Source organism: Streptomyces sp. NPDC033966 (assembly GCF_055575955.1).
Genome location: NZ_JBVIRQ010000011.1, coordinates 181,906 through 195,752, shown reverse-complemented (window position 1 = coordinate 195,752; position 13,847 = coordinate 181,906). Strand labels below are relative to the sequence as shown.

Here is a 13,847-nt window from a genome sequence, read left to right as displayed (position 1 = left end):
GATCCACCGCACACCACCCCGCCTGGACGCCCGCCGGCGGTCCCCGCGAGCGGGACGCCCAGCGCTTCCGTCAGCCGGTCAACCGCCCGCGTCCGCCGAACCAACGGCTCGCGGCCCGCTCGAACGCTTCCCCGTCCGGGTGACGGTCCCCTGCCCAGGCGACCACGCCGTCGGGCCGCACCAGCACGGCACCCGCACCGAGGTCGTTCCTCGCGGCCCCGGCCGCGTAGCGTATCCGGCCCTCCCAGCCCGCCGCCGAAGCGTGCAGGCGTCGGTCGGTGCTGAAGTCGAGCAGGACCCCCCGTCCGTCCTCCATGAGGCCACCGAGGCCAGTGCCGTCCTCAAGACAGAAGTCAGGGGCGCTGCGGCCGACCAGCGGATGCTCGCCGCCGAGGTCGTAACGGATCCACGATCCCGAAAGGCGCTGGAACACGTAGGTCGCTCCGTCACGGGTCCCTATGAGAGCGCGGACCACGGCCTGGATCGCCTGGGCGTACGGGTCCGGCCTCATGGTCGCCACCTGGGCGCGCGACCAGTCGAGCACCGCCGCACCGATCGGACGGCGCTCGGCGGCGTAGGTGTCGAGGAGCCCGTCCGGCGCGGACCCGCGCACGGTCGCCGCGAGCTTCCACCCCAGGTTCATGGCGTCGCCGATGCCGGTGTTCAGCCCCTGGCCTCCCAGCGGGGAGTGGATGTGGGCGGCGTCGCCCGCGAGCAGGACGCGGCCTCGCCGGTAGGCCGTCGTCTGCATCGCCCGGTCGGTGAAGCTCGACGCGACGTGGACCTCGCCGATGGTCACGTCGGTACCGGACACGCGGCGCAGAACGGCCTGGAGATGGTCGCGGGTGGGCGGCTGCGAGCGATCGAACGCACCGCCGTCGAAGTCCATCATCGCGATGTGCCCGTCGGCAGGCATCCGGATGTACATGCCCGTCGGCGTCAGGTGGAAGCCGGGGCGCAGCTTCTCGGGATCGGCGAGAGCGGCTTGCATGGTGTAGCCGGTGAACTGCGGCTCGGTCCCGACGAATTCGAAGCCCGTGAGCCTGCGCACCGTACTGCGGCCGCCGTCGCAGCCGACGAGCCAGCGCGCCTCGTACGCGTCCGCGCCGGCTCGTGCGACCACGCTCTCCCCGTCCTGGGAGACGGCCGAGACCGTGACGTCGCGCCTGATGTCCACGCCGAGCTTGGCCGCCTGCTCGGACAGCACCGTCTCGACCGCCGCGAGGTCCGCCATCAAGGAATCGGGTGCCGGGCTGGGAAGCCGGAACGGCAGGGCGGCGAAGTCGACCTGGTCCCCGTCGAGCATCATGCCGGCGAAGTGGCCGAAGAGCCGGGGGCGTGACGGCGCGCGCGCCTCGGGCGCCGCACCGAACACCTCCTCAACCTCCTGAACGCCGGACGCCGCCAGCAGCGGTTCCAGCATTCCCCGGCGGTAGAACGCCTCGACCGACGCGGCGGACAGCCCCCGCCTCCCCAGCGGGGCCGCCCGTAACGGGGAGCCGAGCTCCGCCTCCCGTTCGAGCACCAGTACGGAACAGCCCGCGAGGCCGAGCTCGCAGGCAAGGGCCAGACCGACCGGACCGGCTCCCACGATCACAACGTCGTGCATCAGAGATCCCCTCCTCGAACGTCCTGCCGGATGGGCACCCGGCCGGACATCTCAAAGGTGCCGGCCCCCACCGACATCGCACCGACAGCCCCGACAAGCCACCGACGGTGTGTGCCTCTGCCGGAGCGACGGTAGGGTCTCGGAGACGAGAGAAGAGATCCTCCGATGGACTCCCGCATCACCCGCATACGCTCCAAGCTGGCCAAGATTCCGTACCAGGCGCAACGCAGCCACTCCGTGTGCGGGGAGCGCCACCAGTTCCGCCTGGGCCCACGTATCAGCCCTTCGGAAGCCGACGCCTTCGAGGCGGAGCACCGCATCGTCCTGCCTGCGGCCTACCGGGCGTTTCTCATCGGACTCGGGGGCAGCGGCGCCGGCCCCTTCTACGGTCTTCTTCCGCTGGACGAGTGCCGGCTGTTCACGATGAACCGGAAGCCGGCGGACGGCAGCCCGAGGGGGTTCACCCACGTGGACCACCCGGACGCGATGCAGGGTGACCTGTTCCTCCACATCATCGAGATGGGCTGCAGCGATCTGTGCCTCATCGGAGTGACCGGTCCCCTCACCGGCCGTGTGGTCACCGGCAACGGGGCCGGCTTCTGGCCTCCGAACGTCTCCTCCGCACAGGACTTCCTCGGCTGGTACGAACGGTGGCTCGATCACATGCGCGACGGCAAGGACAACCGCGCGCTGGGACTGACCTCCCCGGCGATCGCCGCGAGCGCCCCGTGGGGCCCCCGGGCCACGGCCCGGTACTCGCCGACGCCTCCTCCTCCGGCACCAGTTCCCCCTACCCGTCAAAGAGACAGGGCCCAGGCCTCAGCGAGCCGTCACGTGGTCCTCCAAGCCCCCGCACCTGTGGCCGCCCGGCCCTCGGCCACCACGACAGGACCGTCACCAACCTCGTCTCGGAGGTCGGCGGAACCTTGAGCCGATACGCCCCGGCGACCACAGGCGGTGAAGCCCGGATACTCGCTCCGGGGCTGCCGAGCCCCGCTTGTCCTCGACGTGGACGACGTGAAGCTCGGTGCCGTCCTGAGTCGCGCGGGTCCGGAACACGGGCTACGGGCGGCGCGCGCGGAGGGGGCGGCGGCGGGAGATGCGCGGTCTGCGGGTGGACGGGGGTGCGGCGGCCAGGGTGAAGGTCACGGTGATGCGGGCCCCGCCGAGGGGTCCGGTGCCGATGTGCATCGAGCCGCCCGTGGCGCTCGCCGCCCGCTGCGCGATGTCGAGCCCCAGTCCCGTGGAGCCGGTGCTGCTGCCGCGCGAGAGGGCGAGGTCCGGCTCGGGGATGCCCGGGCCGCCGTCCTCCACGACCAGTTCCACGGCCTGGGCCGTGCGCACGACCTGGACGCCGAAGGGGGTCCCGGGCGGCGTATGGCGGAAGATGTTGCCGATGAGCGCGTCCACCACGGCGGCGATGTCGTCGTCGCAGAGGCCGACGGCCGTGGGCTCCTGGGTGAGGTCCAGGGCGCAGGAGCGGTTCTGCTGCTCCGCGAGCACCGACCAGAAGGCCGTACGGCGGCGCACGACCTCGGCGGCCTCGCAGCGCGGGGCGGTGGCCGGGTGGCCCGGGGCGGCTTCCGTCCCGAGCATGCCCTGCCCCATCGGGCCCACGGCGAGCGGGGTGCGCGCCGCCGCGATGATGGCCCGCAGCTCCGCCTCCAGTTCGGCGACGGCCGCCTCGACCCTGGCCGACTCGGGCGTACCGGCCATGCGTTCGGAGGCCAGGTGGAGGGCGGTCAGCGGAGTGCGGAGCCGGTGGGACAGGTCCGCGACCAGCTCGCGCTCGACGGCGAGGAGCTCCGTCATCCGGTGGGCCATCGCGTTGAAGGCGACGCCCGCGTCCCGCAGTTCCCTGGGGCCCATGGGGTCGACGCGGGTTTCCAGATCGCCCTGGCCGAGGGCGTGCGAGGCCTGCGCCAGCCGCCTGGAGGACCGTACGACCTTCGCGCCGAGACGGTCGGCCACCAGCACCGAACCGGCGATCAGCCCCACGGCGAGGAAGGCCATGACCGCCCAGGACTCTGTGACCCCGCGGGTCAGTTCCGCCTCGGGGACGAAGTTCTCGATCACCGCGACCCGGTCGTCGGCGAGCACCACCGGCTGCAGGCAGATCCAGCCGTCCGGGATCTCCTGCGAGATGGACTCCCGGCCCCGCTGCGCCCGTTCGAGCAGGGCCGCGGGGGCCCGGGACGGGACGGGGGCGCCGTCGTACGGGAGGTGGACGACCAGGCGCTCCTCCGCGTCCAGGCTCGCCGCCGACTCCCGCAGGGCGGCCGGGTCCGTGGTGAGCGTGAGCACCGGCGCCAGGGCGGCCGCCTGCTGCTCGGCCGCGTTGACGCCCTGTTCTCTGACCAGCGACATCACCAGGGCGGCCAGGGGTATGAGGAAGGAGAGGGCGACCATGGAGGTCACGGCGAGTGCCACTCCGGCCAGCGAGCGTCTCACCGCGGGGCCACCAGCTTGATGCCGACGCCCCGCACCGTCAGCAGGTAGCGCGGAGCCGCCGCGCGTTCACCGAGCTTGCGGCGCAGGGACGACAGGTGCACGTCGACGGTCTGGTCGTCCACGTACGGCTCCCGCCACACCTCGGTCAGCAGCCGGCGTTTGGAGACGACCTGGCCGGTGTGCTGCGCCAGGAACGCCAGCAGGTCGAACTCCCGCCGCGTCAGCCGCAGCTCCCGGCCCGCCAGGTGGGCGGTGCGCGCCCCCGGGTCCACCGCCAGCTCGCCCACGGTCGTGGGGCGCAGCGGCTCGGGCGCCGGCGCCACCGGGGCCCCGGCCGCGGCGCCGGCGGCGGGCGGCACGTGGCTGGTGCGTCGCAGGACGGCCGAGAGGCGCGCGATGAGCTGCCCCCCGGAGAACGGCTTGACCAGGTAGTCGTCGGCGCCCGCGTTGAGCAGCTTGATGATCTCCGCCTCGTCGTCGCGGGCGGTGGCCACCAGCACGGGCACGGACGATATGCCGCGGATCATGCGCAACGCGTCCCCGCCGTCCAGATCGGGCAGTCCCAGGTCGAGGACCACCGCGTCGACGGGTGTCTGGGTGACCTCGCGCAGTGCGCCGAACCCGTCGCCGACGCTGCGCACGGCGTACCCGTGCTCCGCCAGGACCTCGATCAGTGACTGGCGGATGCTGGGGTCGTCTTCCACGACCAGGACGCTCGGCATGCGGACACTCTAGGGGGCGTCGAACACCGGGCCGTCGCCGGTGATGCGCAGGCGTACGGGTCTGCGCGGACCGTCCGGCCGTCGCGGGCGCGGCGGAGCGGGCGGGTGACCGGAACCCGGACGGAACGGACGTGGTCCTCGGCGGTGGTGAGGGGTGATGAGCTGCGGCGGGGGGGGGCCGGTGCGGTCGCTCTCAGAAGGAGGTCTCGCGGACCGAGGCCTTGGCCGAGGGGGTGATCGTGGCCGTGATGACCGACTCGTGGCCGGCGCCGGTGAACGTGACCGTGAGGGTGTCGTCCGCCGTCTGCGCGGTGGTGACCTTGAAGCCGGGGCCGGGGATCGCGGAGATCAGGCACACGCCCCGGCTGCCGTACCGCACGGTGGCCTTGCCGCCCTGTGCGGGGACGGTGTGCAGGCCCGCGCCGCCCTGCCGGCAGTCGACGGCGTCCTCCGTGTCTTCGTTCCGCGGGGCTGCCGAGGTGGCCTTGGCGGGGGTCGGGGCCGCGGAGGACGGCTTCGGCGAAGTGCTCGGGGAGGCGCTCGCGGACGGGCTCGGTGACTGCACTGCCGGCGAGGGGCTCCCCGCCGTCCAGGCCGGCGGCGTGTCGATGACCGTCGGGGCGGACCGCGCGACCGGGGGCGTGTGCCGGGTCGTCCCGACCACGAACTGGACCGTGGCGAGCACGGCAGTCACGCTGGCGGCGGTGCACGACAGCCATATGAGCAGGTATCGCGGAATACGGGGCACCGCCCCATAGTGGCCGACGCGCGGGCGGCTGCGTCACCGCCTCCCCCTTCGTTCCGGTTCCGGGAACGCCGACGTCCTCCGTACCCGTGGACGGGCCGGAGGACGGGGGCGCTGGGGGGGCGTACGGGGAAGGAGGCCGGGACTGGGCCGGACTACCTCGGGCTGCCGAAGTCCTGCGTCCACCACGGGCCGCCGTCGCCCTTGTGGACGCCTATGCCGATCTCCTTGAAGGAGCAGTTGAGGATGTTCGCCCGGTGGCCGGAGCTGTTCATCCACGCCTTCATGACCGCGGTGGCGTCGGCCTGGCCGCGGGCTATGTTCTCGCCGAGGCCGGACCAGGCGTACCCGGCCGCCTCCACGCGGCTGGTCATGGTGGACCCGTCGGGACCGGTGTGGGACATGACGCCGCTGCGGGCCATCGTGTCGCTGTACGCACGGGCGGCGTTGCTCAGCTTGGCGTTCACGCTCAGCGGGCCGCACCCGGCGGCCGCCCGCTCCTTGTTGACCAGCGAGAGGACCGCGGACTCGGCGTCGGCGTCGGCGGTCCCGCCGCCGGAGCCCGTCCCGGCACCCGAGCCGCCGGAGCCGCCCGATCCGCCGGAGCCACGCGATCCGCCGGATCCGCCCGAGCCGGAGCCCGAGCCGGAGCCCGAGCCGCCGCCCGTGGCCGTGGCGGGCTTGCCCGCGGGCTTTCCGGCCGGGGCCGGCGCCGAGCCGGAGCCGCCCGTGTCGCCCGCATCACCCCCCGCCTCCGGCTTCGCAGGAGTGGGGGATCCCGACGTGGCGGCGGACGCCCCGGAGGGGCTCGCGCTCGCCGTGGCCGAGGCCGACGCGCCGGCGGTGGGCGCGGGGGAACCCGTGGTGGCGGAGGCGGTGCCGACGCCGTCGGCCGCGCCCGAGGTCCCGGAGCCGGCCTTCGAACCGGCCGTGCCGGCCCGCCGGTCCGTACGGGTGTCACCGCCGGAGTCGGCCACCGCCACCCCGACCGCAACCGCCGCGGCCGCCGCGGTGACCCCGAGCACGATGCGGGTGCGCACCGCCTTCCTCCGCCGTGCCTCGGTACGGGGCGACGCTTCGGGAGTTCGGTTGCGGCTCATGCCGGTAACACCTCACAGGGGAAGGGGAAGAGGGGGCTCCGCCGAGCTTAGGTCGGTGATCAGCCGAAAGGGCGGCCAGGACGGCCACTTCAGACTCCCTTAAGGAAGCCCGCAGGGAGGTCGCAGGGAACCCATGGGGGCGAGCCGGACAATCCCCTCGACTCGCCCCGGAAACTCGACTCGCCCCGGAAACCTGACGGGCGCGTCCTGCTCCCCCACCGGGTTTACGCCGCCCGTACCCGGCAACACGCGCTCCATGAGCACTCACACGCGAGCACATACCCGAGGAAGCAGTCAGGCAGGCCGGGCCGTCGCGCTGGTGGCGGACGTGCTCGCCTTCGTGATCGGACTCTGGATCCTGCTCTACCTGTTGGAGGCGAACCAGGCCAACGGCCTGGTCGACCTCGTCCACGACGTCGCGAGCTGGCTCGCCGGCTGGTCCTACGACCTGTTCACCTTCGGCCGCGAATGGGTCCAGGTGGTGGTCGGCCACGGCATCGCCGCCGTGGCCTACCTCCTCATCGGCCACGCCGTCGCCGGCTGGCTCTACCGCCGCTGATCCGACCGCCGCGGCCGGGCTCCGGTCACGCGGCCCGCCCGTCCTGCCGCGCCGGCCGCTGCCAGCGCTCGTCGGTGCGCAGCGGGGAGAGGGCCAGCGGTACGAAGGCCAGCAGGGCGGTCAGGGCCGCCGCCCACAGGGCGGCGCGTACGCCGAGGGCTTCGGCCAGCAGGCCGCCCAGGACGCCGCCGATGGGGAGGACGCCCCACATCACGAAGCGGATGGTGGCGCTCATCCGGCCCAGCATCTCGGTTGGGCACAGTTGCTGACGGCAGCTCATGCTGTTGACGTTCACGATCATCAGTCCCGCGTTGAGGACCGCGAACGCCGCGCCCGCCAGCCAGAACCGCCACCCGTGGTCGGCGAGGGGGACGAGGAGTCCCAGCAGGCCCACAGCGGCGGAGCCGAGCCACATCGCCGGGCCGACGCCGAGGCGCGCGGTGGCCGGCCGGACCAGGGCGCTGCCGCCGACGGCCGCGAGGCCCGCCACGGCGAAGAAGAGGCCGATGGCGCCGGCGGACAGGCCGAGGTCGCGCTGGAGGAAGAGCACCAGCATCGCGGAGGTGACCGCCCAGGACAGGTTGAACACCGCACCGCTGAGGGTGATCGCGCGCAGTACGCGGTTGCCGAACACCAGGCTCAGGCCCTGCCGGATCTCGCCGGGGATCCCGGGCCGGGCGGTGGCGGGTGCGGGCCGGGCCTCGGTGTCGTCGATGCGCCACAGCAGCAGGGCCGCGGCCAGGAAGCCGGCGGCGTTGACGACGACGGCGGTGGGTGCGGTGAGCCACTGTGCCAGCCAGCCTCCGGCGCTCGGGCCGGCCACCTGGCTGACCGAGCGGCTGGACTCCAGCTTCGCGTTGCCCTCCAGCAGCCGCTCCGGTCCGACCAGGGAGGGGAGGTAGCTCTGGTAGGCGGTCTCGAAGAAGACGGTGCATATGCCGAGGCCGAACGCGACGCCGAACATCTGGGCCACGGTGAGTACGCCGAGCCACCCGGCGACGGGAACGGAGGCCAGCAGCGCCGCCCGGCCCAGGCTCGCGGCGACCATCACCGGCCGTTTGCGCACCCGGTCCATCCAGGCGCCGGCCGGCAGGCCGATCAGCAGGAACGCGACCATCTGGAACGAGGCGAGCGCGCCGACCTCGAACGGTGTCGCGTCCAGTGCGAGGACGGCGACCAGCGGCAGGGTGATCTCGGTGGTCTGCACGCCCAGCTGGCACAGGGTCTGTGCGCCCCACAGGCTGCGGAAGCCCCGGTCGCGGGTCAGACTCGTGGCGGCCGGAGCCGTGGGGCCCGCCGTGCTCGGTGGGGGTGGGGTCATCGGGGGGTCACCTCAAGGTTCGGGCCGGTCGTGGCGTCGGTGAAGCGGACCTCGCGCTCCAGCTCCCGGAAGGCGAGCCGGTCGCGCTGGAGCTGGTGCGGGTCGGGGTGGGCGAGGACCGCCCAGCCGAGCCGCAGGGTGGAGAGCAGGTCGGTGGTGGCGGGTACGAAGTCGCCTTCGGTGACCCCCAGGTGGAGGTGCCGGCAGCTCGGCAGGCCGAGTGCCCGCCGGTAGGCGTCCAGGTTGCCGATGGCGCCGCTGACGGGGGCGATGGCGTAGACGGCGGCGACGGGCCACAGCAGCCGGTAGTCCGGACGCGGGTCGGCGCCGTCGGCCAGCCAGCGGGTGAGCCGGTCGAGTCCGTTCTCGCCGGTGGCGAGTTCGGCGAGGGCGGGCAGCCCGGCGCCGGGGGGCCGGACGCCGGTCTCGATCAGGCGGGGCCCGTCGGGGGTGAGCATGACCTCGCTGTGGGCGAGCCCGAAGCGCACTCCGAGGGCGTCCAGGGCGCGTTCGACGTAGGCCACCAGCTCGGCGTGGCCGGGCATGTCGTACGGCAGGAACTCGACGCTCTCGTACACCGCGAAGCTTCCCGCGTTGGCGGTCTTGCCGTAGCGGCAGATGTCGGTGACGGTGTGCCGGCCGCCGTGGCTGAAGGTGTCGACGACGTACTCGGTTCCGGTGATCCGCTCCTGCACCACCACCTCGTCGTTGGGCAGGCCCAGCACGTTCACCCGTCGCAGCAGGTGCTCGACCACCGTGCGCAGGCGGTCCTCGCCGGCGGCCGGTACCAGGGTGACGTCCTCGGTGCCGCCGGACAGCGCGGGTTTGACGACCAGGTCCCGGCCTTCGAGGGCGCGGTCACGCACCCATTCCCAGGCCTCGTCGGCGCCGCGTACGGAGGCGGAGCGGATCGCGGGGACCCCGGCCGCCGCGAGGGCGTCGGCCATCAGGCCCTTGTGGCGGCGGGCCCGGGCGAGGGCGGGGTCGTTGGCGAGGCCGGGGGTGAGCGCGGCCGCCAGCCGGTCGGCCAGCAGGACGCCGCTCTCCGCTCCGGCGAGGACGGCGACCGGCTCCAGCGCGGCGAGTCGGGCGATGAGGGGTGCGGGGTCGTCGGAGTCCGCCGCCAGCAGGACCTCGAAGTCCTGCGGACGGAAGGCGGTGGTGTAGACGGGCGGCGGAACGGGGTACGAGGTGACCCCGACCGGAACCAGGCCCGCCCGGCGCAGCAGGCCGGGCAGTTTCGCGCCCGAGGAGTACGGGTCGACGATCACCACGTGGCGGGCCGTCATGCGCCCGGGCCCCGACCGCCCGCGGAGGCCGGGACGGGAAGGTCCCCGACCTGCGGTGCCAGGGCGGCGGCCAGTTCGGCGGGGGTCGGGTGGTCGAAGAGGAGGGTGAGCTCCGGTTCGACGCCGAGACGCTCGCCCATCAGGGGGGCCATCCGGATCGCGGTGATGGAACTGCCGCCGAGGTCGAAGAAGTCGTCGTCCGGTCCGATGCCGTCCACGCCGAGGACCTGCTGCCACAGGTCGATCAGCTCGGCGGTGAGGGCTGCCGTACGGGGGTCGTTCATGGGGTTCAACTCCACTTTTCCGAGGTCGTCTTGTGGGTGGGGCCGAGCGTGAGCCCGGGGGTGGTCCGGATCCTGGCCGGGACGGCGTGGCGGGGAAGGAGCGCGGCGAGGTGGGTGCGGATCTCGCGCGGAGCGATCGGTACGCCCGGCAGGGGGACCACCGTCAGCCCCAGGACCTCCCCGGCCGGGCCCGCCACCGCCTCCGCGTGCGCCTCCAGGACGGCGGGGTGGCGGCGGGCGGCGGACTCGATCTCCTCCGGGGCGAGCCGGTGTCCGTTCACGGACAGTTCGCGGTCCAGCCGGCCGGTGATGCGGATGCCACCGCCGGGCAGCCGCTCGCCGCGGTCACCGGTGCGGTAGAGGCCGTAGCCCGGCGCCGCGCCCGGGTCGGCGGCGAAGCGCCCCTCGCGGCCGGTCCCGTCGAGGTATCCGAGGGCCAGGCTGGGGCTGCGCACCAGCACCTCGCCGCTGTCCGGGGCGAGCAGCAGCTCGGCTCCGGCCACGCCGCCGCCGATGTCCAGCCCGGCGGTGTCGGGGATGCCGGCCGCGTCGAGGGCGTCCACGTCCACGGGTGCGCAGGAGGCGATCTGCGGGGTCTCGGTGGCCCCGTAGGCGTTGACGAGCGTCGCGTCACAGGTCCGGCGCAGGCGCCGGGCGAGGCCGGCTCCGAGCCGTGCGCCGCCGGAGACGACCAGCCGCAGTGAGCGCAGGGCGCCGCCGTCCGACGCGGTGTCCGCGGCGAGCAGCAGCTCCAGCAGCGCCGGGGTGGTGTGCAGGACGGTCGGCGCCGCGTGCCGCAGGAAGCCGAGCAGCGCCGCGGGGTGGGCGAAGACGTCGGCCGGCGGGACGAGCAGGGTGCCGCCGCTGCTCAGCGGCACCAGGATGTCGCGCAGCAGGGGGTCGTGTCCGAGTCCGGCCAGGAGCGCCACCCGGTCGTCCGGGCCGGGGCGGAACGTTTCGGCGTACCAGTCGAGGCCTCGGCGCAGCGCGCCCGGCCCGACCAGTACCGCGGCGGGGCCACCCGTCGTTCCGGAGGTGAGCAGGATGTGGCTGCCGCCCCGCTCCGGGCGGGGACCGGGCGCGCCGTACGGTTCGGCCCGGTCTCCGGCGAGCCGCCAGCGGGGCCGGACCAACGCCTCGCAGGCGGCGAGGCGTCCGGACGGCAGGGCGGAGTCCAGCAGGGCCACGCACGCCCCGGCGGACCAGGCGGCGAGCAGCGTCACGGGCAGGCGGGGGTCGCGCGTGGCGTGCAGTACGGCGGTGTCGCCCGGGGCGACGCCGGCCGCGCGCAGCCGGGCCGCGGCGGTGTCGATCCGCTCCAGCAGCCGCCGGTAGGTGAGGGTCTCTCCCTGTCCGCTCAGCGCCACGGCGTCCGGCGCCCGCCGGGCGGAGGCCCGTACGGGCTCCACCAGGGCGGCCGGGCCGCGGGGTTCAGTGCCGGTCATCGTCGAAGACCACCGTTCGCAGTTCGCAGGTGTAGGGCGCCCCGGAGTGGTCGGTCAGCCAGAGCGAGTCCGCGTCCGGCAGCAGCTCCGACAGGGTGATGTCGCCCCCGCCGCCCTCCCGGGCCGTCCGGCGCACCATCGCGGCGAGCGTGTTGGTGAGCGGGATGCTGCTGAAGTCCACGAAGGTGGGCTTCATCTCCAGCGGCACCGAGCAGAACACCCGCTCGGGCAGTCCGTGCCGCGCCACGAAGGCCCGCATCTGGAGGTACCGGGTGCGCTCGTCGAGCTGGAACGCCCAGTCGAAGCGGCGGGCCGGCAGCCGCCAGGTCTCGCGGGCCACGGTGAGGCGGCCGATGCTCACGCGGGGCGTGTGGCGCCCGCGGGGCAGCATCCGGAAGGCGTTGACCGTGACCGCCGACAGGTGGTCGCCGATCACCTCGGCCAGCGGGAAGGTCCGTCCGTCCGGCAGGTGCCGCACCACGAGGCCCTCGTCGGTGCGGCCGGCCTCCAGCGCGGCGGCGGGCAGCACCTCGCCGGGCAGGTGGCAGACGTCGTCCTCGCCCAGGGCCCAGTACGTCCACGCGGGCGACAGCAGTGCCGAGGGCGGGCTGGTACGGCTGGTGACCGCGCCCCAGCTGCGCGGGGCGGCCAGCATGACGCGCCCCGGTCCGGCGGCCCGTTCGGCGAGGGCGAGGAGCCGCGCCCGGTCGGGGCTCTGCTCGACCAGGGCCCTGGCCTCCACCGTGTTGTAGGCGAGGTGCAGCTCGCCGAGGACGAGGTGGAACTCGCCCCGGTTCACGGCGTCCACCGACGCGGCGGCCAGCATCACGTCGGGCGAGTGGTGCCGTGCCCCCGCCCAGGGCGGTGCGGCGGAGGCGAACGTCTCCCGGACGGCGGACGCGATGTCCCCGGCCGCCACCTCGTGGCGGCGCACTCCCTCGGGCACGGCGAGGACCGCCGCCCACCGGCGCTGGAGCTCGGCGGTGGCCTCGGCGGCGAGTGCCGGGGTGCCCGCGCCGGTGTACAGGTCGCGGGTGGCGAGGGCGAGGAGGGAGGTCAGCGGCACCCAGTCCCGGCCGGTCCGGGTCTGCTTGCGGGTCAGGTACGCGTCGAACCGGTCGAGGTACGCCCCGCCGATCCGGGCCGCCAGCCACCGGGCGCTGTCCAGTACGGGCACCAGCGGGTCGGTGAGTTCGCGCAGCACGCCCGCGCCGAAGCCGGCGCGCACCTCGCGGGTGGTGTCCTCGTAGACCAGGGTGCGGCCCGCGTACGTCCGGCCGTGCAGGCGGGTGGCGGACTCGCCGGTCAGCGCCTCGAAGACGCCGTCGAGCCCGGCGAGCGCGCCGGCCAGCCGCTCGGGGTCGCCGGCGCCCGCCGCCACCCGGTCGCGCGCCCCGGTGAGCGCGTCGAGGTCGCGCAGCGCGGCCTCGCGGGCCGGGGCGTCGGGGACGCGGGTGAGGCGCTCGCGCAGCCGCAGCTCGGGGTGGGTCTCCAGGGGCCCGCCGAGGTCCAGGCGGAGCACGTCGCGCCGCTCCAGGTCCCGGACCACTTCGGCGACCCGCTGTTCGGGCAGGTCCAGCGCGGCGGCGAGCTCCCGTACCGTGCGTGTGCCGTCGCACCGTGCGAGGACCTCCGCTTCGAGCGGGTCCAGCGGTACGGGCGCGCCGGTGGGGCGCAGGACCGCGCCGTCGCGCACCAGTTGGGCCGGCACGGGGCGGGGCGGCAGCCCGGGGAGCAGCTCGGGCCGGGCGGCGAAGGCGCGGGCGACCCGGTCGATCGCCCAGGACTCGAAGTACACCGTGCGCCGGCCCAGCAGTGCGGTGCCGGGCAGTACGCGGGTGTGTTCGGACGAGGGCTGCCATTCGGCCCAGCCGACCGGGCCGAAGAAGCCGATCGACTCGTTCTTGGTGGCGTAGCGCTGGGCGTAGGCGACGATCGACGATTCGCGTTTGCGCGCCCTGGCGTCGCGGCGCGCGCCGGCCGGCCCGCGGTCCAGGCAGGTGCGTACGAACTCAGGGTTCTGCCAGGTGACGGCCTCGCGGAAGCGCGGGTCGCGGGCGAGTTCGGCCACCGCGCCGGCCATCCGGCCGGCGGCGGCCTCGAATCGGCCGGTGAACTCGTCGGCCCGCTCCTGCTCCGGGCGGCGCCGGCCCTTGGCGGCGGTGTCCTCGTTCACCAGGTCGGCCGCGCGGGCCAGACCGGGGTCGGTGAAGGCGTCGACGACCTGCCAGGGGAACCCGGCTCCGCGCAGCACGGCGCCCTTCCACAGCCTCCAGCGGCTGTTGCCGAGCGGTATGTGATCCTCTGTCATGACTTCCCCGG

At 74.5% G+C, this 13,847-nt stretch carries 12 protein-coding genes; 2 read left to right on the top strand and 10 right to left on the bottom strand.

Annotated elements, in window-relative coordinates; translation table 11 throughout:
* Positions 1-70 precede the first annotated feature (70 nt).
* A complete protein-coding gene (locus tag ACZ518_RS28825) occupies positions 71-1,609 on the bottom strand; it encodes an FAD-dependent oxidoreductase (protein WP_469115928.1) in 1,539 nt (512 codons plus the stop codon).
* 165 nt (positions 1,610-1,774) lie between these two features.
* Between ACZ518_RS28825 and ACZ518_RS28820 the strand changes: the two genes are divergently transcribed.
* The gene (locus ACZ518_RS28820) at positions 1,775-2,539 is read left to right on the top strand and encodes an SMI1/KNR4 family protein (protein WP_469115927.1); all 765 of its coding nucleotides are present in this window, start codon (positions 1,775-1,777) and stop codon (positions 2,537-2,539) included.
* 132 nt (positions 2,540-2,671) lie between these two features.
* Here ACZ518_RS28820 and ACZ518_RS28815 read toward each other — a convergent pair whose 3' ends face one another.
* The 4 genes from ACZ518_RS28815 to ACZ518_RS28800 form a co-directional block, all read right to left on the bottom strand.
* Positions 2,672-4,060: a HAMP domain-containing sensor histidine kinase gene (locus ACZ518_RS28815; RefSeq protein ID WP_469115926.1), complete on the bottom strand. Its 1,389-nt coding sequence runs from the start codon at positions 4,058-4,060 to the stop codon at positions 2,672-2,674.
* Positions 4,057-4,782, bottom strand: coding sequence for a response regulator transcription factor (locus tag ACZ518_RS28810; protein WP_469115925.1), 726 nt, complete (start codon positions 4,780-4,782; stop codon positions 4,057-4,059). Before ACZ518_RS28810 ends, ACZ518_RS28815 begins: the two co-directional genes overlap by 4 nt.
* Before the next feature lie 193 nt (positions 4,783-4,975).
* On the bottom strand, positions 4,976-5,530 hold the full coding sequence (locus ACZ518_RS28805; protein ID WP_469115924.1) for a hypothetical protein: 555 nt from the start codon (positions 5,528-5,530) through the stop codon (positions 4,976-4,978).
* A 152-nt stretch (positions 5,531-5,682) separates the two neighbouring features.
* On the bottom strand, positions 5,683-6,627 hold the full coding sequence (locus tag ACZ518_RS28800) for a CAP domain-containing protein (RefSeq protein ID WP_469115923.1): 945 nt from the start codon (positions 6,625-6,627) through the stop codon (positions 5,683-5,685).
* Positions 6,628-6,883: 256 nt separating this feature from the next.
* On the opposite strand from ACZ518_RS28800, the gene ACZ518_RS28795 reads away from it, so the two are divergent.
* Positions 6,884-7,186: a hypothetical protein gene (locus tag ACZ518_RS28795; protein ID WP_469115922.1), complete on the top strand. Its 303-nt coding sequence runs from the start codon at positions 6,884-6,886 to the stop codon at positions 7,184-7,186.
* A gap of 25 nt (positions 7,187-7,211) precedes the next feature.
* On the opposite strand, the gene ACZ518_RS28790 is transcribed toward ACZ518_RS28795, so the two are convergent.
* Genes ACZ518_RS28790 through ACZ518_RS28770 form a run of 5 tightly spaced genes read right to left on the bottom strand, consistent with a single transcriptional unit; the run spans position 7,212 to position 13,836 of the window.
* Complete coding sequence (locus ACZ518_RS28790; protein ID WP_469115921.1) at positions 7,212-8,507, bottom strand: MFS transporter; 1,296 nt, start codon at positions 8,505-8,507, stop codon at positions 7,212-7,214.
* Entirely contained in the window at positions 8,504-9,796 is a 1,293-nt protein-coding gene (locus tag ACZ518_RS28785; RefSeq protein ID WP_469115920.1) for an ATP-grasp domain-containing protein, read from the bottom strand. Before ACZ518_RS28785 ends, ACZ518_RS28790 begins: the two co-directional genes overlap by 4 nt.
* Positions 9,793-10,080: an acyl carrier protein gene (locus ACZ518_RS28780; protein WP_469115919.1), complete on the bottom strand. Its 288-nt coding sequence runs from the start codon at positions 10,078-10,080 to the stop codon at positions 9,793-9,795. The genes ACZ518_RS28785 and ACZ518_RS28780 overlap by 4 nt, the downstream gene beginning before the upstream one ends.
* A 5-nt stretch (positions 10,081-10,085) precedes the next feature.
* The gene (locus ACZ518_RS28775; RefSeq protein ID WP_469115918.1) at positions 10,086-11,525 is read right to left on the bottom strand and encodes an AMP-binding protein; all 1,440 of its coding nucleotides are present in this window, start codon (positions 11,523-11,525) and stop codon (positions 10,086-10,088) included.
* Positions 11,512-13,836, bottom strand: a complete 2,325-nt coding sequence (locus ACZ518_RS28770) for a lantibiotic dehydratase (protein WP_469115917.1) — start codon at positions 13,834-13,836, stop codon at positions 11,512-11,514. The genes ACZ518_RS28775 and ACZ518_RS28770 overlap by 14 nt, the downstream gene beginning before the upstream one ends.
* Positions 13,837-13,847: the final 11 nt, after the last annotated feature.